The following is a 20593-nucleotide window of genomic DNA, read 5'->3' as shown; positions in this document are numbered from 1 at the left end:
GTCGGTGCTAGGGCATCACCGCCCGCAGGAACTTCAGGCCGTCGATGGCGATCGCGTCCTGGCTCGCGGCGAGCGGACGCCAGATGGAGGCGGCGGTCGCGATCGTCGCGTTCTCCGCGGTGAACGACTCGATGCACAGGGGGCCGCCGTAGCCCGCCGCGTCGATCGAGGCGAGGATCGCCGGCCAGTCCAGGTGATCGGCGCCGGGCGTGCCGCGGTCGTTGCCGCACACCTGGACGTGTGCCACCCGGCCGGCGGCCGAGCGGATCGCCGCCGGGATGTCCGTCTCCTCGATGTTCAAGTGGTAGAGGTCGAGCGCGACGCCGCAGTGCGGCAGGTCGCCGATCGCCTCGAGGGTCTGGCCGACGGTGTTGAGCAGGCTCGTCTCGTAGCGGTTGAGCGGCTCGACGGCCACCGTGACGCCGGCCGCGCCCGCGTACTCGACAACGGGGGCGAGGCTCTCCCGCAGTTGCGCGTACGCCGCGGCCCGCTCGGCCGGTGACAGCCGCCAGGTCCGGCCGACCGAGGCGTACGCCGGTCCGGCGATCACCGGCGATCCGACGGTCGCGGCGGCGTCGACCACGCGGAACAGGTAAGCCTGGGTGGACCGGATGGTGGCCGGGTCCGCCGCGACCAGCTCACGACCGGGAGGCATCACGAGGCACACGGTGGCGCCCAGGCCGTGGTCGGCGAGCACCTGGGCGGCCTGCCTCGGCTCCCAGTCGCCCGGGTTCTCCACCGGCAGCTCGAGCACGTCGAAGCCCCACCCCGCGACCCTGGCCGCGAGGGCGGCCAAGGTCGCGTCGGTGAGCGGCGAGGCCCACACCCAGGTGTTGACCCCGAGGGGATGACTGGTCACCGCCACGGCCCCGGGTAGCCCGGCATGCCCTCGCAGCCGCACATGGCGTAGTGCAGTGGCGGCATGTCCTGCTTGACGTAGTCCTTGACGTTGTCGCCGGTGATCCGCGGCTGCGGCAGCACCCACTCCTTCGGCACCTGCTCGCCCTTGAGGATCTTCAGCGCGGCGATGATCGGCGTGCGCCACTGGTAGGTCGGATAGGTCGGCGCGACCGCGGTGAGGCCCTCGTCGACCCACAGCCGCAGGAAGTCCTGCTGGTCCTCGCCGACGATGGCCGGGACGTCGACCCCGGCGTCCTGGAACGCCTCGGCCGCGGCGACGGCGGTCGCGCCGGCATCCATCCACACGCCGTCGATCCGGCCCTCGCGCTGGATGTAGTCGGCCACGATGCTCTTGGTCTTCGCCGCGTCGCCGTCGGTGAACTCCACCCCGACCACCTTCAGCTCGCTGCCGCCGAAGATCTCGTTGGCGGCCGCCCAGCGCTGCTCAAGCACGTCCACACCGGGCAGGATGCGCAGAGCGAGAACCTTGCCGCCCGGCTTGACCTTCTCCTTCAGGAACTCCGCGCCGTCGGCGCCGAAGGCGAAGCCGCCGATGGGGTGGATGAAGGTGACCGGGCAGCTGGTGTTGACGCCTCGGTCGAACACGATCACCGGCACGCCAGTCTGGCACGCCTGCTCCACCGCCGGCGTCAGCGTGGCGGTGGTGTTCGGCGAGATGATGATCGCGGAGCAGTTCTTGCCGGACAGCGACTGGATGTCGCTGATCTGCTTGTCGTCCTTGGCCTCCGCATCCAGCACCGTGAACGTGGTGATCTCCGGGTGCTGCTTGACCTCCTGCTGCATGGTCTTGAAGCCCACCTGTCGCCACGGGTTGTTCACGGCGGCGTTGGAGAAGCAGAGGGTGTATTTTCCGCCGGGCTTGGCGAACTTCGCCGTGTCCACCATTTCCGGCTCGAGCATCTGCTCCCACGGCTTGCCGTCCGGGCCCTGCGGCGTGGCGCCGCGGAACGCCAACTGGCGGTCGTACTCCGCCTGGTCGAAGAACTTCGACTTGTTCGCGTCGGAACTGGGTGATCCGCCGGCAGTGGCCTTGTCGTCGGGCAGGTCGCTCGAGCATCCGGCGAGCGCCAGTGCGCCCGCCACGACCACCGTGGCCCATTTCTTGGTCATTATCGTCGATCTCCTTACTAACCTTGGGGACTTCAGGAGGAGGCGGGTTGCGCGGGTGCCGCGCTGCTCCGCTGTTTCGGCCACCACCGCAGCCGCTGCCGTACGCCGCTGCCGAGGGAGGCGTAGGCGACGGCGGCGATGATGATCACGCCCTGCACGGCCGACTCGAGGGCACCGCTCACGCCGAGCAGGTTCAGCAGCGTGAACAGGGATTCCAGCGAGAGCGCGCCGGCGGCGGCCGCCACCACCGACCCGCGTCCGCCGCCGAGCAGCACGCCACCCAGCACGACGGCGGTGATCGCCCGGAACTCCAGGCCATCGCCGACCTGCGCCGATACGCCGGCGAACCCGCCCAGCAGGATCGCGGCGACCGCCGCGAGCAGCCCGGACAGGACGAACGCGAGCAACCGGAGCCGGTCGACCTGGCCGCCGGACAGCCGCACGGCGGCCTCGTTGTCGCCGACCGCGACCAGCGCCCGGCCGGTGCCGCCGCGCATGAACAGCGCCGCGGCCACCAGGATCGCCAGCAGGATGAGCACCGACCAGGGAACCTCGCCGAGCGCGGGGACCTCCACGGCGCCGCGCCCGAACGTCCGGAACCCGGCCGACAGCGCGCCGCGTGGGGCACCGCCGGTCCACAGGAATATCGCGCCGTCGAGCACCAGCAGCATGCCGAGCGTGACGATGAACGACGGCACCAGGAGCTTCGTCGTGACCAGCCCGTTGACCAGGCCGACCAGCAGGCCGAACCCGAGCACGAGCAGGATCACCCGCGGTGTCGCGGACTCGCTGCCGTTGATCAGCCGAGCCGCGATGACCACCCCGGCGGTCACCAGCGCGCCGACCGACAGGTCGAACCCGCCGGAGACGATGACGAAGTACTGCCCGATCGCGAGGATCATCAGCGGCGCGGCCCGCTTGAGCAGCGCCAGGTAGCCGGACGGCTCAGCGTAGGCCGGGCCGGCGATCGCGAGCCCGAGGAGCAGCAGGAACAGGACGACGAGCACGGGCGCGGTGCCCTCGGCAAGGCGGGGACGCCAGGTCATGCCAACCTCCCACGACCGCGGCTGGCGATCATGCGGCGGGCGTAGAGCGCGACCGCGGTCACGAGTACGACGCCGCGCACCACGTCCTTGAAGAACGGATCGACCTCGAGGTCGTCGAAGATGGTGTCCAGGGTGGCGAGGATGAGGACGCCGCCGATGGTCCCGACGACGCCGCCCCGGCCACCGGCGAGCAGCGTCCCGCCGAGCACGACGGCGGCAATCGACTCCAGGTCGTACCCGGCGTCGGTGCCAACGTACGGTGCCCCCGACCCGAGCCGGCTGGCGAGGTAGATCCCGGTGAGACCGGCGGCAACCGAGCACAGCACGTGCGCGGTGACGATGACCCGGCGGGTGGGCACCCCGGACAGCCGGGCCACCTCGATGTCACCGCCGACGGCGTACATGTGGTAGCCGGGGCGGGTCCGCGACAGGTACCACCAGGCCAGTGCGGCGGCAGCCAGCATGAGCAGCGCCGCGACCGGTATCGGGCCGATCCGGTCGTAGCCGAGGTGCTGGAAGCCGCGCGGCACATCGCCGGCCGGGCCGGTGTAGTTGTCCTCAAGATAGCCGCGCAGGATCAGTGCCACACCGAGCGTGGCGATGAACGCGTTGGCCTTGAGGACGGTGATGACCAGCCCGTTGACCAGGCCGACACCGGCGGCGACCGCGAGCGCCAGCAGCACGCCGGGCACGAGCATGCCGTCCCGACCGGCCATCGTCTCCGCGGCGATCAGTGAGGTGAGGCCGACCAGGTAGGCGACGGACAGGTCGAGGGATCCGGTGAGGATCACCATCGTCTGTCCTATCGCCACCAGACCGAGTGCGGTGGCCCGGGTGAGGATGTTGAGGATGCCGCCCTGGTCGAGCAGGACCTCGCCGCGCAGCCCGACGAGCACGCTGCCGACGACCAGCAGAGCGACGAGAGCGAGGTAGACGATGACCGTCGGGGTGAGCCGCCGGCGCAGCGCCGGCCGCATGGCCTTCCGCTCGACCGGAACCGTGTTCTCCTGAAGAATGCTCACGCCGCCTCACCGATCCCGTGTCCGGTGGCCAGCGCCATCACAGCCCCCTCACTCGCGCCGGCGGGCAGCTCACCGGCCAGCGCACCGTCGTGCATGACGAGGATCCGGTCGCTCATCCCGATCAGCTCGGGGAGCTCCGAGGAGATCATCAGCACCGCCACCCCACGCCTCGCGAGGTCGCGCAGCAGCTCGTGCACGGCCCGCTTCGCGCCGACGTCGATGCCGCGCGTCGGCTCGTCGACCACCAGCACCCTCGGCTCGACCGCCAGCCACTTGGCGAGCACGACCTTCTGCTGGTTGCCGCCGGACAGGAAGCGCACCTCCTGGTGCTCCCCGCGGGCCACCACGGTCACCAGGTCGAGCAGCTGCGCCACATCCGACTTCTCGCGGGAGCGCCCGCCGCGCAGCGCGGCGCGGCGCACCAGCAGCGTGTTGTCCCGCACGGACTGCCCAAGCGCCAGCCCGTCCCCCTTGCGGTCCTCGGTGACCAGCGCGATCCCGAGGCGCACGGCGGTGCGGGGCCGGGTCACCCGCTGGGCCGCTCCGTCGACCTCCAACGAGCCGCGGGTGAACGGCTCGACGCCGAACACGGCGCGCGCGACCGCCGAGCGGCCAGACCCTTGCAGCCCGGCCAGCCCGACGATCTCCCCGGCGCGTACCTCGAGGTTCAGGCCGCGGAGGCGGTCGTTGCCGGCGCCGCGCAGCGCGAGGCGGACCGCTCCGAGGTCGTCGGGGACCGCCCGGTCCGGGTAGTACTCGCCCAGGTCACGGCCCACCATGTGACGGACCAGGTCCTCCGAGGTCAGCTCGCTGGTCGGGGCGCAGGTCACGAACTGGCCGTCCTTGAGCACGGTGATCCGGTCGGAGAGGTCGAACACCTCGCGCATCCGGTGCGAGACGTAGAGGATCGCGATGCCCCGCTCGCGCAGCCGGCGCACCAGGTCGTAGAGCAGCTCGACCTCGTGATCGGCGAGCGCGGCGGTCGGCTCGTCCATGCCCAGCACCCGCGCGTCGGTCGACAGCGCCTTGACGATCTCCACGACCTGTCGTTGGGCGACCGACAGTGACGACACGCTGTCGGCCGGATCGATCCCGTCCTCGCCGAGCCAGTCCAGCAGCTCGCGGGTGTCGGCCACCATGCGCCGGCGGTCAACCTGCATCCGCCGCACCGGCTCGCGGCCAAGGTAGACGTTCTCGGCGACGCTGCGGTGCGGCAGCAGGGTGAATTCCTGGTGGATGATGGCGATGCCGGCCCGCTGCGCGTCGGTGGGACCGGCGAACGACATCTCGGCGCCGTCGACCTCGATGGTGCCGCCGTCCGGCCGGTGCACCCCGGCCAGCACCTTGAGCAGCGTGGACTTGCCCGCACCGTTCTCGCCCATCACGGCGTGCACCTCGCCGCCCCGCAGCTCCAGGTCCACCCCGCGCAGCACCGGCACGCCGAGGAAGGACTTGGTGATCCCGGTCAGGCGCACGCTCGTCGTTGGGCCGGGCGTCATGCCGGCACCTCTGTCCACGCGCCGTCCGCCGCCGCGGAGGCCAGCACCGATTCGGTGATCCGGACGGCGCGCAGGCCGTCCGCGAACGTGGGCAGCCCGTCCGGGACGTCCGCGCCACGCACCGCCCGGTAGGTGTCGGCGACGAACGCGTCGAAGCAGTCCTGGTAGCCCTGCGCGTGCCCGGCGGGCAGCCGGACGTAGCGCGCGGCGGAGGGGTGCAGCGTGCCAGGGTCGCGCAGCAGCGTCTGGCCGCCCTCGCGCCGGCCGACCCACAGCCGCTCCGGGTCCTCCTGGTCGAAGCCGAAGCTCGCCTCCGTGCCGGAAAGCTCCAGGTGCAGCCGGTTCTTGCGGCCCGCGGCGACCTGCGACACCACCAGCGTGCCAACCATGCCGGCGGCCGTGGTGAAGTGCACGGTGGCCAGGTCCTCGGTGGGCTCCCCGGCGCTGCGGGCGCGCTCGTGCACGACCGCGGTGCGCGCGGACAGCCGGGCGATCCGGTCGCCCGTGACGAACTCGAACAGGTCGCACCAGTGCGAGCCGATGTCGGCGAACGCTCGCGACGGCCCGCCGAGCGCGGCGTCGACCCGCCAGTCGTCGTCGGACGGGCGGGACAGCCAGTCCTGGAGGTAGCCGCCGGTCACGCTGGCGACGACGCCCGCCTCGCCGGCGGCCAGCCGGGCGCGCAACTCGCGCACCATCGGATGGAAGCGGTAGACGAATGGCACCGTGGCTACCCGATCGCCGGCCGCCTCCATCAGCGCCGTGGCCTCGACGCTGCCCGTGGCGAGGGGCTTTTCGCAGATGACGTGCACGCCGGCGGCGAGCGCGGCGGCGACCACGGGGGCGTGCGACGCGTTGGGAGTGCACACGTGCAGCACGTCGATCTCGGCGCCGTCGAGCAGGGCCGCCAGGTTCGGGTAGCCCTCGTCCGCGCCGACGGCGCGAGCCGCAGCGGCGGCGCCCTCGGGGCGCGACGCCATCGCGGCCACGACGGTCGCTCCGGCGCGCCGGGCCGCCTCCGCGTGCACCTGGCCCATGAACCCCGCGCCGACCACCGCCACGCGTAGCGTCTGCTGGTCGGATTCGAGGCCACCACCAGACGCCGTAATGACATCGGTCACAGACATGTGACGACGGTAACGTCCACTTATGACGATCGTCAATCAAAAGATATGTCTACATCGACCGTACCTAGATGATCAACATCTCGAACCCTCGCGCCAGCCGACGTAACGCCGCCACTTCGGTTTAATTGGGGGATGAACAATGGGCACAGCGCAGCCCCGACATCGCCCGGCGAGTTGCTTCAGCTGCTGCGCGACGGGCAGGCACGCACCCGAGCCGAGCTGGCAACCGAAACCGGACTCGCCCGGTCGACCGTGCGCCTGCGCCTCGACGCGCTCACGGATGCCGGACTGGTGACCGACTGGGGCAGCGACGCCGTCACCGGCGGCCGGCCCGCCAGCAGGTTCGTGTTCAACGCCCGCGCCCGGGCGGTGCTGGCAGCCGACGTCGGGGCCACCCACGCCACCGTCGCCATCGCCGACCTGACCGGTGAGCCGCTGGCCGTCGAGAGGCTCACCCTGGACATCGCCGACGGGCCCGACGCGGTGCTCAGCCTGCTCATCGACACCTGGCGACGGCTGTGCGCCAACCACGACCCCACCGCCCCCATCGCCGGCGTCGGCATCGGACTGCCCGGCCCGGTCGAGCACTCGACCGGCAAGCCGACCCACCCGCCGATCATGCCCGGATGGAACGGATACGACGTGCCCGCGCGGATCGCGGTCGACTTCGCCGTGCCGGTCCTGGTGGACAACGAGGTCAACCTGATGGCGCTCGGGGAGCACGTCCGCTGCTTCCCGGACGAGGCGCACATGGTCTTCGTCAAGGTCGCGACCGGCATCGGCTCCGGCCTCATCAGCAACGGCCAACTGCACCGCGGCGACGTCGGCGCGGCCGGCGACCTCGGACACATCCTGGCCCCACACGCGGACGACGTGCAGTGCCGCTGCGGCAACAGCGGGTGCCTGGAGGCCGTGGCCAGCGGCCCCGCCATCGCCGCGAAGCTCCGCGCCGCCGGGCTCGACGCGACGAACAACGCCGACGTCGTGGCCCTCGTGCAGGCCGGCAGCCCGATCGCCGGCCAAGCCGTACGGCAGGCCGGCCGGGACATCGGCGAGGTGCTGGCCGCCGGCGTCAGCCTGTTCAACCCGTCGCTGATCGTGATCGGCGGGGCGGTCGCACAGGCCGGCGAGATGCTGCTGGCGGGCGTCCGGGAGTCGATCTACCGCCGTTCGCTGCCGCTGGCCACCGAGCGCCTGCGCATCGTCACCTCACAGGCCGGCGCGAACGCGGGCGTGGTCGGCGCCGCGGCGATGGTCGTCCAACATGTCCTCTCCCCCACCGTGCTCGACCGCGAGCTGGCCTGAGCCACACCGGGCGAGCCCTTACCGGGCGGTGCGGCTGCACCGGGCCGGGCCGGGTCAGCCGCCGTTGGTCGGCCGGTAGGTACGCGGTCGGCGGGCGGGTGCGGCCGGATAGGTCACCCCACTGACCGCCGTCAGGAACTTCGGGCCCATCGCTGCCCGGGCCTGCACCGCCGGATGGGTGGCGCCGAAGTTGTCGGAATCCGCCTGCCCGTCGGCGAACAGCACGTAGGTCAGCACTGGGGCGCCGGCCGCGTCGAAGACGATCCCCGCCTCGTGGCGGGCGTCGGCGAACCAGCCCGCCTTCGTGGCCACCCGGGCCCGCTCCGCCGAGGACATGGTGCGCCGGATCCCGTCGGTGAAGGCGATCGGGGAACGCAGCAGGTTGATCAGGAAGGTGGTCGAGGCGGGCGAGAGCAGCGTGCCGGCGACCAGCGCCTGCAGCAGATCGTGCGTCTCACGAGCGGTGCTGGTGCCGAGGAAGAACCGGTTCGGGTTGGCGACCGGTTGAACCTGCGTGTGGGGGAACCCCTTGGCGATCAGGATCTGGTTGAGCTCGGCGGCCGGGCAGACCAGCCCACAGAGCCGCACGGCGGTGTCGTCCGAGACCGTCAGCAGCGCGGCGAGCGCATGACCCAGGGTCACCGAGCTGGGGTATCCCGTGTCGAGGCCGAAGATGCCGTCACCGCCCGGCACCACGATCGCCGCCGTGACCTCCACCCGCTGGTCCAGCGTGAGCCGGCCCCGATCGACCTTGTCCAGTACCGCCACGGCCACCGCGACCTTGTTGACGCTGTAGGCCTCTACCACCGCGTCGGCGTTCTCCTGCACCGCGACCCGGGGCGCGCCGCCGACACCGGCGACACTGAGGTACGAGTACCAGTTTCCGCCGGCCCGGGTCCGCTCCCGCTGGTAGGCAGCCGCCACCTGGTTCACCGGGGATCCGCCTTCTCCGCCGTGCGAAGTGAACGCATCGCGCGGCGCCCCCGCGGCCGGGCTAGCCAGCCCGAGGACCGCACCGGCGGTGGCCATGGTGCCGACGCCCAGCACGGTCCTACGATTCACCCTGCTCGCCACGCCTCTACTCCCGTCCAACGTGAACCGTCGGCGGCCACCGGCAGATGGCCGGCGCGGGACGTGATCACCGATCCCGCCCGACCACCCTAGGCGAACCCGCGGCGCCGCGCTGCCCTTGGCACCGCCTGCACCGGCCGGCGGTGGCTACGCCTTGCCGGCGGCCGCCGTCGTGGTGCCGACCATGGCGCTCTTTACCAGCGGCGCGTATCCGCCCGACTGGCCGGTGCGGTTCGGGTGGTACGACTCCGAGACAGGGTTCGACAGGCCGTTGATCCACTCGACGGCGTCGCAGACGGCGTGCCCGGTGAAGGCGGCTCGGGGGTCCACGAACGGGAACGAGTGCGCGACGGCCCGGGCCTTGATCGTCTCGTTCAGCAGATCGGCGGTGTCGTTCAGCGCCGCCTGCTCCCCCGGGCTGATCCGGGACAGCGACTGGCAGTCGCTCTCGTTGAACAGGCGCGGATACCCGACGATCACCACCCGGGCGGACGGTGCCTTTGAGCGGATCTTGTTGTAGAGCGCGTCCAGGGTGCCGGGCAGGGTGTTCCGGATGTAGGTGTTGGCGTTGTCGATGTCACCCCAGCAGGTGTACGGCCAAGGCTTGGCGCACTGCGTGATGACGGAGGAGAACCCGGCGTCGTTGCCGCCGACGGTCAGCGTGACGTAGCTGGTCGACGAGCTGAGGCTGGCGAGCTGGTTGTTGGACACGTCGGCGACCTTCGCGCCGGAGCAGGCGGCGAATGTGAGGCTGGCGCCGATCTGGTTCGCGTCGAGGACCGGGTAGGCGTACGGCGAGCGGGAGCAACTGGTGCCGTCGGAGTAGTACGAGCGGGTGCCGACGCCGGAGGCGTACGAGTCGCCGAGGGCGGTGTAGAGCGGCGCAGCCGCCTGCGCGGGCAGCGCCCACAGCACGGCCGGCGCCAAGCCGGCGAGGACGGCGACCGCGAGTGTGACGAGGCGGCTTCTGTGGCGGGGGGCGACGGGTGCCATGCTTCCTCCTCAGCTGCCCACCGGGAGAGCGCATCGACGGATGTCGAAGGCCGGTGGTGATCCAGACTGTCGGCGGCAAGCACTGACACGCGCAAGAGATCGAGCGGAAGTTTCCTTCAATCGAACAAGTGGGCGGTGGCCCTTGGCACGGAGCCGGAGCCGTCCCTCCCTAACAACGCACCCGGCAAACGCCGGCGGCATGTCCGGCGCCCGGACGAAAGAGCTAACCCTCGGCATGCTCACCGTTCACCCGGCCGTGCCCCTGCCGTTTCGGCGGATCCTTACATTCGTCGATCACTGGTCCCGGGACAGCCGCCCCGGGGAGAAGGGATCACCATGGGTACCCGCCGAATCCGGCTTGCCACGGCCGTCGCAACGATGGCCGCGCTGACCACAGTCACCACCGGGGCGGTGGTGACCGTGGCCGGCCCGGCAATGGCCGCCACCACCACCTTCACCTCCGCCGCCGACACCTATGTGGACAACAGCGCCACCTCGACCAACTACGGCACGAGGTCGCAGCTCGGCATCGACAACTCGCCGATCAAGCGGATGTTCCTGCGCTTCTCGGTCAACGGCCTGACCGCGCCGGTGAGCAGCGCCCGGCTCCGCATCCACACCGACGACGTGGCAGGTGCCGAGAGCCCCAGCGGCGGCACCTTCAAGGCCATGACCAACACCACCTGGTCGGAGACCGGGGTCACCTGGAGCAACCAGCCCGCCATCGACGGGGTGACCCTCGGTTCCCTCGGCAGCGTCGCCCGGAACACGTGGTACGAGGTGGACGTGACCCGGCTGGTCACCGGCAACGGCACCGTCAGCATCGGCGTGACCTCGTCGAACAGCGACGGCGCCGACTACGACTCCCGCGAGTCCGGCAGCACGGCACCCCAGTTGGTCGTGACCACCGGCACGTCGAGCAGCGACCCGGTGCTGGTGGGCGCGGGCGACATCGCGGATTCCGGCTCGGGAGACACCGCCACCGCCGCCCTGCTGGACAACATCTCCGGAAGCGTCTTCACCACCGGCGACAACGTCTACACCAACGGCACGGCAGCCGAGTTCAACACCTACTACGAGCCGACCTGGGGCCGGCACAAGGCCCGCACCCGTCCCTCGCCGGGCAACCACGACTACAACACCGCCGGCGCCACCGGCTACTACGGCTACTTCGGCACCAACGCCGGCCCGTCCGGGCGGGGCTACTACTCCTACGACGTGGGCAACTGGCACGTGGTGTCGCTGAACTCCAACGTCAGCATGTCCGCCGGCTCCGCACAGGAGCAATGGCTGCGGGCGGACCTGACGGCCAGCACGAAGCCGTGCACCCTCGCGTACTGGCACCACCCGCTGTTCACCTCGGGCGCCAACCACGGCCCGTCCACCTCGACCCGGCCGCTCTACCAGGCGCTGTACGACCACAACGCCGACGTCGTGGTGTGGGGGCACAACCACCAGTACGAGCGGTTCGCCCCGCAGAACCCCAGCGGCGGCCTGGACAACGCCCGCGGCATCCGGGCGTTCGTCGCCGGCATGGGCGGCGCCGGCCACTACGGCTTCGGCACCATCCAGCCGAACAGCGAGGCGCGCAACAGCGACACCTACGGGGTGCTCAAGTTCACCCTGCACACCAACAGCTACGACTGGGAGTTCGTGCCGGAGGCCGGTAAGAGCTACGCCGACCGGGGCACCAACAACTGCCACTGACAGCCACCCGATCGCTCCGGTGCACCTCGACCGGACCCACGTGCCGCTCGCCGGTGAAGAAGTCCTCCCACTCCCCCGCCGGCAGCCACACCGGCCAGGTCGTCACGCCCGGCTCGGTACCGGTGACACCAGCAGGTCGCCGCCGAGGTGCCACTGCTGCGGCCAGTTCCACACCCGCTCGTCGCCGGGGTGATCGAAGAACAGTGGCCGCATCAGCGGCTTGCCGGTCCGTACCGACCGTTCCGCCTGCTCCACCAGGTAGGGCACGAGGTCCTCGCGCAGCCGGGCGAAGCGCCGGAACACCTCCAGCACGCGCGGCTCGCCGGTCCGCTCGGCGATGTTCCACGGCGTGCGGTCCACCGACGGCTCGCGGTGGTGGTTGAACTCCGAGTGGTACTGCATCAGCGGGGCGAAACACGCGGTGGCGGCCGAGCGCAGGTAGAGCTCGGCGTGCCGCCGTCGGTCTTGAAGCCGTCGACACCGAGGTCCTCGACCAGGTAGCGGCGCTTGTCCTGCCACCACTGCCGGGTCTGCGGGTCGGTCCAGTCGGGCAGCAGCGCGCCGGGGAACCACCAGCCGAAGTCGAGGGTCACGGTGGCCGGGTCGACCCGGTCGGCGCTCACCCGGGTGCCGTCGCCGTGCTCGACGTCGACAGCGGTCACCTCCGGGGTGGCGGTCACAGTCCGACCGGCTTTACGCCGGAGAGCCGGCGGCGGTGGTCCGGCAGTTCCTCGGCGAGACCGGGCCGCCCACCGTGCCGCCGTCCTGGGTGTTCCGGCGGTGGATGAGCGGTATGCCGGTCGGGACCGGGCGGGACCGGGCCGAGCGGCATGCAAGGACCTTCAACTCCTGCCTGGCTCGGCCAACGGGAAGCTGGTATGTCTGGTCCACGTGCCGCTGTCATCGATCTGAGCCAGGAGCGACACCCTCCGGGCAAGTCCCCGGAGTGGCAGATGCTGCTCGACAGCCCGTTCTGCAGCTTGCATGTCCGCCAGGTCGCAGCCATCAGCCACCGTCAGGTGCGGAACGACGTCGTCAAACTGCCCCTCGTACGGCGGGAAAGCCGGGAAGGCCGCATGCACGAGCCCGGTGAGCATCCGGAACGGCTGGGAATCCTCCGGCGCGAGCCACAGGACCTCGTCGCCAAACCATGCGGTACGGGTCAGCCGGAAGTCGAACGCGGCCGTACCGGCGAAGATCCGTTGCAGCTCAGCTACGACCATCGCGTCGATCTGAGCTGGAGGCACAAACGGAAACAGCACGGTGATGTGCGCCGGGACTCCTAACCGGGCGCTGGCGTCGAGGACATCACGGTGGCACCCCACCGCCGCTTCGGCCTCCGGGACCTCGACCACCAGGGCACTTCGACGCAACACCGCCCCCATGGCGCGATCCTAGATCTCGTCACGCGGATCCTGCGACTCGACATAGCGGCATCACCCACACCCTCGACCAGCCCTGCTGGCTGGCCTACCTCGACACCGGCGCCCACGGCATCGTCTTTCCTTTGCAGGTGCTCCCGGGAGCACACACGGCGGACGCCCGGCGGGAACAGGGGACGACGAGATGGCCGCGGCGACGGGCGCGATCACGCGCCCGCCCGCGGCCGATCCGGGATCTCACCCGGAGATGTCGTCGTCACCTGCCACGTTCACTCCGCCCTCCGGCGACTAGCTCTCCTCATCATCACGCGAACCTGCGGCCCACCGCGCCCGCACCCGAGCCGCTACGAGGTCGTACGGATCCCGTCGACCAGGCGGGGAAGGCCGAGCGGGTTGGCCTCGCGCAGCTCCGGTGGGAGCAGCGGGTCCGGAGTGTTCTGGTAGCAGACCGGGCGCAGCCAGCGCTCGATCGCAGTGCTTCCCACCGAGGTCGAGCCGCTGGTGGAGGCGGGGTACGGACCGCCGTGCTGCATGGCGGGGGCGACCGTCACCCCGGTGGGCCAGCCGTCCACGACGACCCGCCCCGCGATCCCGCTCAGCCCGGCGACCAGTTCCGCCGCCCCGGCGTCCCGCTCGTCGGCGGCCAGGTGCACGGTCGCGGTGAGGTTGCCCGGCAGGGCGCCGAGCACCGCGTCCCGCTCGACCGTCGAGCCGTAGCGGACCAGCACGGTCACCGGCCCGAAGCACTCCTCCAGCAGTTCCCGGTACGGCCCGCCCTCGGCGAGCCGCGACGCCGCGACGGTCAGCAACCCCGGCCGGACCGCCAGAGGCGTCTCGTCGTCGCCGGCCTCCCCCGCCCCGAGCGGCTCCGCGACGCCTGGGAGCGCCGCGCGGGAGCGGACTCCGGCGAGGAACGCCTCACGCATGCGCGGGTCGAGCAGCGGCCCGGACGGGACCGCCGCCGCGACGACCGCCCGGATGACCGCGTCGCCCGCCGGTCCCGCCGGGAGCAGGACGAGGCCCGGCTTGACACAGAACTGGCCCAGACCCTGGGTGTACGAGGCGGCAAGCCCCGCTCCGATCTCGTCCGCTCTGGTCTCGGCCGCCCGCGTGGTCACCACGACCGGGTTGAGGCTGCCCAACTCGCCGTGGAACGGGATCGGCCGCGGCCGGGAGGACGCGATGTCGAACAACGCGCGGCCGCCGCGCACCGAGCCGGTGAACCCGACGGCCGCGGTCAGTGGGTGGCGGACGAGTTCCGGGCCCGCGTCGAAACCGTGGACCAGGCGGACAACGTCCTCGGGCAGCCCGACCTCGGCCGCCGCGGAGCGGAGGATCTGGGCACACAGGACGGAGGTGGCCGGATGGTCCGGGTGCGCCTTGACCACGACCGGGCATCCCGCGGCCAGCGCACTCGCGGTGTCGCCGCCCGGCACGCTGAAGGCCAGCGGGAAGTTGCTCGCCGCGAAGACCGCGACCACGCCCAACGGCACCTTGTAGCGCCGCAGGTCGGGGCGGGGCGCGGGCGCGGCCTGCGGGTCGGCGTGGTCGATGATCACGTCCAGGTAGCCGCCCTCCTCGACCACGTCCCCGAACGCGCGGAGCTGGTAGCAGGTGCGGGCGAGCTCGCCGGTGAGCCGTACCCGGCCGAGCGCCGACTCCGCATCGGCGGCCGCGATGATCTCCTCACCGTTCTTCTCCAGGAGCGCGGCCGCTGTGCGTAGCAGGTCGGCCCGCGCGGCGCGGTCCCTGAGTGCCGGGGCGGCAGCGGCAGCGGCCCGCACCGCCTCGTCCACGTCCTCCGCCGTCGACTCGGTCGCCGCGCGTCCTCGCGGGGCTCCGGTACGCGGGTCGATGCTCAGCACGTCACTCACCGTCTCGTCCTCTCTGTTCCGTCGGTTCTCCGGCCGCCTCGATGGGCCTCGTGTCTTCGGTCAGGGCGGCGAGCTCGCCCAGGGGCACCGGTACGGCGAGGCTGCGCGTGGCCAGGCTGCGCAGGTCCTCGGACGTGGTCTCGCGCCTGCTCAGGCAGGCCGCGATCCCGGCCGTGGCGAAGCCGCACACCCGCCCCTGGCACCAGCCCATCCCCGGCCGGGCGAGCATCTTCAAGGTGCGCGCGTCCTCCGCGCCGAGGTCGTCGTGCGCCCGCCGCAGGTCACCGTACGAGACCTCCTCGCAGCGGCAGACCGGGGTCGTCTCCGACAGCCACTGCGGCCACGCGGGCGGCACCGGATAGGTCCGGTGCATGGCAATGGCGAAGCGGCGCCCGCGCCGGACGGCGCGGCCGAGTCGCCTTATCGCGGCCGGATCGGCCGAACGGCCCAGTGCGTCGGCGAGAGCCAACGCACTCAACCGTCCTTCCTGGACAGCCAGGGCCGCGCCGCCCACGCCGGTCGCCTCGCCGGCGACGTACAGCCCTTCAACGCTGCTGCGCTGGCGGTCGTCAACGACCACGACGAGAGATCCGTCGACGTCCTTCCCCGTCTGCGCGCCGAGCATGAGCGGCAGCTCGAGCGACGGGGTGAAGCCCCAGCCGAGGGCCACGACGTCGGCGGGCAGCTCCTCGTCCGGGCCGGTCGGGCGGCCGTCACGGTCCACCCTGGCGAGCCGGACCGCCTCGACCCGGTCACTTCCGAGGATCTCCCGGATCACCGTTCTGGTCTTGTACGGGATGCGGTGTCGGGCCATGAGTGCCGCGTACTGCAGTGCCTCGACGCCCTTGCCCGGCGCGGAGATCGCGCCGACCGGGTCGCGCAGCCAACCGAGCGTGGCGTTGGCCTCGACGACGGCCGCGACGGTCACCCCGGCCCGCGCGAGGCCGGTGGCCACCGGAAGCAGGAACGGGCCGGTGCCGGCGACGACAGCTCGCCGTCCCGCCGTGGTGCGGTGCCCCTTGAGCAGGGCCTGCACCCCGCCCGCGGTCATCACGCCGGGCAGGTCCCAGCCGGGGATGGGCAGCTGCCGGTCGTATCCCCCGGCGCACAGGATCAGTGCCCGCGTGACGAGTGTGCGGTCCGTCCCGCCGGCCGTGGCGGTGGTGGCCGTCATCCGGAGGGTGAACGCGCCGCTGTCGTCGCGGGTGACGAGCCAGACCTGGTGGCTGGGGAGGTAGCGGATCCGGCCGGCGGCCCGGAGGGCGTACATGCGGTCCCGCAGCCGGGTGAAGACCGCCCAGCCGTGATGGCCGGCGGAATCGTCGGGGCGGGCATGCTTCTCGTCGTAGTGCCGCCAGTACTGCCCGCCGGGCTGCCCGGCGGTGTCGATCAGGGCGACGCCGAGCCCGGCCTCGGCGGCCTCGACGGCGGCGGCGAGGCCGGCCGGGCCCGCGCCGACCACGGCGACGTCAGGCACCTGCGGCATCGGCGTTCCTCCGGTCTCCGTCGTCCTCGCGGTCGGCGCCGGCCTCGCCTTCGTCGCCGAGGGTCATGCCCTCGGCGGCGGCGACCAGGCAGGCGCGCTGGTCGGGGACGCCGTCGACGGTGATCAGGCAGTCGAAGCAGACGCCGATGCCGCAGAACAGTCCTCGCCGCCGGCCGCCCTTACGGGTGGTGCGCCAGTCGTGGATTCCGGCGGCGACCAGCGCGGCGGCGACGCTCTGGCCGGGCTCCGCCGCAACGGTGACGCCGCGGAAGGTCATCTGGTGAGTCATCGGGGTTCCTCCTCGGCGTCCGCGAATCGGTCCGGGGCGAACGGCGTGAGGTCCAGGTCCGGCCGCTCCCCCACGAGCGCCTGCGCGATCAGCCTGCCGGTGCCGGCGGACAGGCCGATGCCGGCGCCCTCGTGGCCGCACGCGTGCCAGAGACCGGGCACGCGGGGGTCGGGACCGATGACGGGCAGGTGATCGGGGCAGTAAGGGCGGAAGCCGAGGTAGGTGCGCATCGCGCGGACCTCGCGAAGCATCGGAAACAGCGCGATCGCCTTGGCCGCGAGCGTGCTGATCGCGGTGACGGAAACGGTCCGGTCGAACCCGACGCGCTCGCGCGACGCGCCGACGAGGATAGTGCCGCTGGCGGTCCCCTCGACGACGGGCGAGGTCTGCAGGGCCGCGTCGGAGCTGGCCACGTCGCCGACGTACTCGGCGGCGTACACCTTGTGGCGGATCGTGCGGGGCGGCATCGGCTGGGTGACCAGGACGAAGCCTCGGCGGGGCAGCACCGGGACGCGCACCCCGGCGAGGCCGGCGACCCCGCCGGCCCACGTGCCGGCGGCGTTGAGCACCGCCCCGGCGGAGATGTCGCCCCCGGTGGTCCGCACGCCCGTCACCCGGGTACGGTCGCGCAGGAACGCCGTCACCTCGGTGCGGGTATGCACCTGTGCCCCTCGCTCGCGAGCCAGCCGCAGCAGCTGCGCCGCGACCAGCATGGGCTGAACCTGGGCGTCCTGCGGATAGAAGGCGCCGCCGGCGAGCGCCGGGGAAAGGTGCGGCTCGTAGTCGCGCAACTCGGTCCGCGCGACGTCGCGGACCTCGACACCGCACCGGCGCTGCCGGACGGCGAGTTCGCGCAGCGATGCGACGCTCTGCTCCGACGCCGCGACGATCAGGCCGCCCTTGGCCTCGAACTCCCACAGGTCGGCGTGTTCCGCGAGCTCCTCGCGCCAGACCCGCTGCGAGTACAACGCCAGGTCGAGCTCGGGGCCGGCCTCCTTGTCGGACACCAGCACGTTGCCCTCGCCGGCGCTGGAGGTGCCCCCGGCGATCGCGCCGCGATCGACGACGACCACCCGCACCCCGGCCAGCGACGCGAAGTAAGCGCTGGCAGCGCCCACGACCCCCGCCCCGACCACCACAAGATCCGCGCTGGTCATGTGGCGTCCTTGGCGCCACCTGCCCACAGACCTCGCACGTGCCCGATGTGCCGGTGCATCAGCAACTCGGCCCCGGACGGGTCGCGGGCTTCGATGAAGTCCAGGATCTCGTGGTGCTCGGCGGCTGAGCGGCCCAGGCTGCCGCTCTCCAGCAGCGGGGTCAGGCCGAGCAGCCGGGTCTGCGAGCGCAGGTCGGCGACGACGTCGACCAGGAACCGGTTGCGGCTGTAGCCGAGCAGGGTCAGGTGGAAGACGTGGTCGGCCTCGATGTAGCCGACCAGATCGCCCCGCTCCGCCGCGTCGACGATGGCCTGCGCGAGCGTCCGGAGTTCGGGGATGTCCTCCTTCGGGATCACCGCCACCACGTCCCGCACGGTCGGCGGCTCGATGAGCAGCCGCACGGCCGCCAGGTTGTCGAGGTCCTCCTCGGACACCTCGGTGATCCGGAAGCCCTTGTTCGGGTGGGGGACGACCAGGCCTCCCTTCACCAGGTCGAGCATCGCCTCCCGTACCGGGGTGGGCGAGACGCCGAGCTGCGCGCCCAGCGCGGGCGCCGAGTAGACCACGCCGGGCTCGAGCTTGCCGGAGATGATCGCGGCGCGCAGGGCCTCCCTGATCCGGTCGCGGAGATTCTCCCTGCGGCCGACGCCGGGCAGATCCGGGACGCGCGCGGGGCTCACAGCAGGAACCCCGCCGGGAACGGGTCGGTGGGGTCGAGGTGGAACTGCGAGGTCGCGGTGACCCACGCCCGCCCGGTGATCGAGGGCAGCACGGCGGGCAGCGACCCGACCGTGGTCTCGCCGAGCAGCCGGCCGGTGAAGCGGGTGCCGATGAACGACTCGTTGACGAAGTCCGCACCGAGGCCCAGTTCGCCGCGCGCGTGCAGCTGGGCCATCCGGGCGCTCGTGCCCGTGCCGCAGGGGGAACGGTCGAACCAACCGGGATGGATGGCCATGGCGTGCCGGGACAACGAGGCGGTGGAGCCGGGGGCCTTCAGATAGACGTGGTGACAGCCCCTGATGTCGTCGCGTTCGGGGTGGATCGGCGGGTCCTGCTCGTTCACCGCCTCCATGATCGCCAAGCCGGCGGCCAGCAGGTCACCGGCGCGGGACCGGTCGAAGGGCAACCCCAGCTCCGCCAGCTCGACGATCGCGTAGAAGTTCCCGCCGAAGGCCATGTCGTACCCGACGTTCCCGAAGCCCGGCACCTGCACCTTCCGGTCCAGCGCGTACGAGAACGACGGGACGTTCTGGATGGTGACCGACTCGGCCGCGCCGTTGCGCACCGCCACGGACGCGACGACGAGCCCGGCGGGGGTGTCGAGCCGGATCGTGGTCACCGGTTCGACGACGGGCACCATCCCGGTCTCGACGAGCACCGTCGCCACCCCGATGGTGCCGTGGCCGCACATCGGCAGCAGCCCGGAGACCTCGATGAAGAGCACGCCGTAGTCGGCGTCGGGACGGGTCGGCGGCTGCAGGATCGCTCCGCTCATCGCGCTGTGGCCGCGCGGCTCGTACATCAGCAGGGTGCGGATGTCGTCGCTGTGCTCCATGAACCACAGCCTGCGCTCGGCCATGGTCGCCCCGGGGATCGTGCCCATGCCGCCGACGACGACTCGGGTGGGCATGCCCTCCGTGTGCGAGTCGACGGCATGGAACGTGCGGCGGGACCTCATCGGTAGCCCTTGCTCAGGACGGCTTCGGTGTCGGCGGTGATCCGGGCCGCCAGCTCGGACGGAAGCGGCAGTCGCGGCGGACGGCAGACCCCGCCCTTGCGGCCGGCGACGTCCATCGACAGCTTGATCGACTGGACGAACTCGGTCTTGGAGTCCCAGCGCAGCAGCGGATGCAGGTCGCGGTAGATCGGCACCGCCTTGGCGATGTCGGCGGGGTCGCCCGAGGTGGCCAGCCGGTAGAGCTCCACGGTGCTCTCCGGGATCGCGTTCGGATAGCCGGCGATCCAGCCGACGGCTCCGGCGAGGCCCAACTCGAGCAACACGTCGTCGGCACCGACCAGGAGGTCCAGGCCAGGTGCCAGCTCCGCGATCTCGTACGCCCTGCGGACGTCGCCGGTGAACTCCTTCACGCCGACGATCAGGCCCTCGTGGAACAGTTCGGCGAGCAGCGAGGGAGTGAGGTCGACCTTGGTGTCGATGGGGTTGTTGTAGGCGACGACCGGCAGCCCGGCCCGGGCGACCTCGCGGTAGTGCTCGACGACGGCCGCCCGGTCGGCGCGGTAGGCGTTCGGCGGCAGCAGCAGGACGGAGGTGGCCCCGGCCGCGGCGGCCTGCTCGGTCCAGCGGCGGGCCTCGAGCGCGCCGTAGGCGGCGACGCCGGGCATCACACCGAAGCCGGCGGGGGCGGCCTGGACGGCCACCTCGACAACGCGGGCCCGTTCCTCCGGGGTCAGCGTCTGGTATTCGCCGAGCGAGCCGTTGGGCGTCACCCCGTCGCAGCCGCCGGCGGCGAGGAACCGCACGTGCTCGGCGAACGAGTCGTAGTCGACGGACAGGTCGTCATGGAAGGGCAGTGCCGTCGCGACGTTGACGCCGCGCCACGGCTTGGCAGGGGTGGTCATTGGGGTCTCCTTGGTGGTCGGATC

The 20593-nt window shown here is 71.9% G+C and carries 20 protein-coding genes; 2 read left to right on the top strand and 18 right to left on the bottom strand.

Translation table 11 applies throughout. The annotated features are described in order from the left end of the window. Window positions 1-7 precede the first annotated feature (7 nt). From ACGF4F_RS03380 to ACGF4F_RS03355, 6 genes are read right to left on the bottom strand one after another with little or no spacing between them, the layout of a single operon-like run. Complete coding sequence (locus ACGF4F_RS03380; protein ID WP_393074454.1) at window positions 8-859, bottom strand: sugar phosphate isomerase/epimerase family protein; 852 nt, start codon at window positions 857-859, stop codon at window positions 8-10. Then, window positions 856-2031 (bottom strand): substrate-binding domain-containing protein, encoded by a 1176-nt coding sequence (locus tag ACGF4F_RS03375; RefSeq protein ID WP_387422161.1) that lies wholly within the window; start codon window positions 2029-2031, stop codon window positions 856-858. Before ACGF4F_RS03375 ends, ACGF4F_RS03380 begins: the two co-directional genes overlap by 4 nt. Before the next feature lie 32 nt (window positions 2032-2063). Beyond that, the gene (locus ACGF4F_RS03370; protein ID WP_393074450.1) at window positions 2064-3077 is read right to left on the bottom strand and encodes an ABC transporter permease; all 1014 of its coding nucleotides are present in this window, start codon (window positions 3075-3077) and stop codon (window positions 2064-2066) included. Then, on the bottom strand, window positions 3074-4099 hold the full coding sequence (locus ACGF4F_RS03365) for an ABC transporter permease (protein WP_357436082.1): 1026 nt from the start codon (window positions 4097-4099) through the stop codon (window positions 3074-3076). Before ACGF4F_RS03365 ends, ACGF4F_RS03370 begins: the two co-directional genes overlap by 4 nt. Next, a complete protein-coding gene (locus ACGF4F_RS03360; protein WP_393074447.1) occupies window positions 4096-5598 on the bottom strand; it encodes a sugar ABC transporter ATP-binding protein in 1503 nt (500 codons plus the stop codon). The genes ACGF4F_RS03365 and ACGF4F_RS03360 overlap by 4 nt, the downstream gene beginning before the upstream one ends. Beyond that, a complete protein-coding gene (locus ACGF4F_RS03355; RefSeq protein ID WP_393074444.1) occupies window positions 5595-6725 on the bottom strand; it encodes a Gfo/Idh/MocA family protein in 1131 nt (376 codons plus the stop codon). Before ACGF4F_RS03355 ends, ACGF4F_RS03360 begins: the two co-directional genes overlap by 4 nt. Before the next feature lie 132 nt (window positions 6726-6857). On the opposite strand from ACGF4F_RS03355, the gene ACGF4F_RS03350 reads away from it, so the two are divergent. Continuing rightward, window positions 6858-8030, top strand: a complete 1173-nt coding sequence (locus ACGF4F_RS03350) for an ROK family transcriptional regulator (RefSeq protein WP_357436076.1) — start codon at window positions 6858-6860, stop codon at window positions 8028-8030. A 54-nt stretch (window positions 8031-8084) separates the two neighbouring features. Here the strand turns inward: ACGF4F_RS03350 and ACGF4F_RS03345 are convergent, their stop codons facing one another. Continuing rightward, window positions 8085-9092, bottom strand: coding sequence for a serine hydrolase (locus ACGF4F_RS03345; RefSeq protein ID WP_393074441.1), 1008 nt, complete (start codon window positions 9090-9092; stop codon window positions 8085-8087). A 156-nt stretch (window positions 9093-9248) separates the two neighbouring features. Further along, the gene (locus ACGF4F_RS03340; protein WP_357436072.1) at window positions 9249-10094 is read right to left on the bottom strand and encodes an SGNH/GDSL hydrolase family protein; all 846 of its coding nucleotides are present in this window, start codon (window positions 10092-10094) and stop codon (window positions 9249-9251) included. Between the two features lie 336 nt (window positions 10095-10430). On the opposite strand from ACGF4F_RS03340, the gene ACGF4F_RS03335 reads away from it, so the two are divergent. Next, complete coding sequence (locus ACGF4F_RS03335; protein WP_357436070.1) at window positions 10431-11801, top strand: DNRLRE domain-containing protein; 1371 nt, start codon at window positions 10431-10433, stop codon at window positions 11799-11801. 102 nt (window positions 11802-11903) lie between these two features. Here the strand turns inward: ACGF4F_RS03335 and ACGF4F_RS03330 are convergent, their stop codons facing one another. The 10 genes from ACGF4F_RS03330 to ACGF4F_RS03285 form a co-directional block, all read right to left on the bottom strand. Next, the gene (locus ACGF4F_RS03330) at window positions 11904-12203 is read right to left on the bottom strand and encodes a hypothetical protein (RefSeq protein ID WP_357436068.1); all 300 of its coding nucleotides are present in this window, start codon (window positions 12201-12203) and stop codon (window positions 11904-11906) included. Then, the gene (locus ACGF4F_RS03325) at window positions 12203-12481 is read right to left on the bottom strand and encodes a TIM-barrel domain-containing protein (protein ID WP_357436067.1); all 279 of its coding nucleotides are present in this window, start codon (window positions 12479-12481) and stop codon (window positions 12203-12205) included. Before ACGF4F_RS03325 ends, ACGF4F_RS03330 begins: the two co-directional genes overlap by 1 nt. Before the next feature lie 162 nt (window positions 12482-12643). Beyond that, window positions 12644-13186 (bottom strand): 2'-5' RNA ligase family protein, encoded by a 543-nt coding sequence (locus ACGF4F_RS03320; protein ID WP_357436066.1) that lies wholly within the window; start codon window positions 13184-13186, stop codon window positions 12644-12646. 341 nt (window positions 13187-13527) lie between these two features. Then, window positions 13528-15057 carry an aldehyde dehydrogenase (NADP(+)) gene (locus ACGF4F_RS03315; protein WP_357436064.1) on the bottom strand — a complete coding sequence of 510 codons (1530 nt, stop codon included), beginning with the start codon at window positions 15055-15057 and terminating at the stop codon, window positions 13528-13530. Continuing rightward, entirely contained in the window at window positions 15050-16543 is a 1494-nt protein-coding gene (locus ACGF4F_RS03310; RefSeq protein ID WP_393074434.1) for an NAD(P)/FAD-dependent oxidoreductase, read from the bottom strand. Before ACGF4F_RS03310 ends, ACGF4F_RS03315 begins: the two co-directional genes overlap by 8 nt. After that, on the bottom strand, window positions 16527-16832 hold the full coding sequence (locus ACGF4F_RS03305) for a (2Fe-2S)-binding protein (RefSeq protein ID WP_357436062.1): 306 nt from the start codon (window positions 16830-16832) through the stop codon (window positions 16527-16529). The genes ACGF4F_RS03310 and ACGF4F_RS03305 overlap by 17 nt, the downstream gene beginning before the upstream one ends. Beyond that, window positions 16829-17989: an NAD(P)/FAD-dependent oxidoreductase gene (locus ACGF4F_RS03300; RefSeq protein WP_393074432.1), complete on the bottom strand. Its 1161-nt coding sequence runs from the start codon at window positions 17987-17989 to the stop codon at window positions 16829-16831. The genes ACGF4F_RS03305 and ACGF4F_RS03300 overlap by 4 nt, the downstream gene beginning before the upstream one ends. Then, window positions 17986-18669 (bottom strand): GntR family transcriptional regulator, encoded by a 684-nt coding sequence (locus ACGF4F_RS03295; protein ID WP_393074429.1) that lies wholly within the window; start codon window positions 18667-18669, stop codon window positions 17986-17988. The genes ACGF4F_RS03300 and ACGF4F_RS03295 overlap by 4 nt, the downstream gene beginning before the upstream one ends. After that, the gene (locus tag ACGF4F_RS03290; protein WP_393074426.1) at window positions 18666-19667 is read right to left on the bottom strand and encodes a proline racemase family protein; all 1002 of its coding nucleotides are present in this window, start codon (window positions 19665-19667) and stop codon (window positions 18666-18668) included. The genes ACGF4F_RS03295 and ACGF4F_RS03290 overlap by 4 nt, the downstream gene beginning before the upstream one ends. Then, window positions 19664-20569 carry a dihydrodipicolinate synthase family protein gene (locus tag ACGF4F_RS03285; protein ID WP_393074423.1) on the bottom strand — a complete coding sequence of 302 codons (906 nt, stop codon included), beginning with the start codon at window positions 20567-20569 and terminating at the stop codon, window positions 19664-19666. Before ACGF4F_RS03285 ends, ACGF4F_RS03290 begins: the two co-directional genes overlap by 4 nt. Window positions 20570-20593 lie beyond the last annotated feature (24 nt).

This window comes from Micromonospora sp. NPDC047740 (assembly GCF_043204735.1).
GTDB lineage: Bacteria > Actinomycetota > Actinomycetes > Mycobacteriales > Micromonosporaceae > Micromonospora.
The sequence above is the reverse complement of the archived record's forward strand: the minus strand, read 5'-3'. Positions and strand labels throughout refer to the sequence as shown.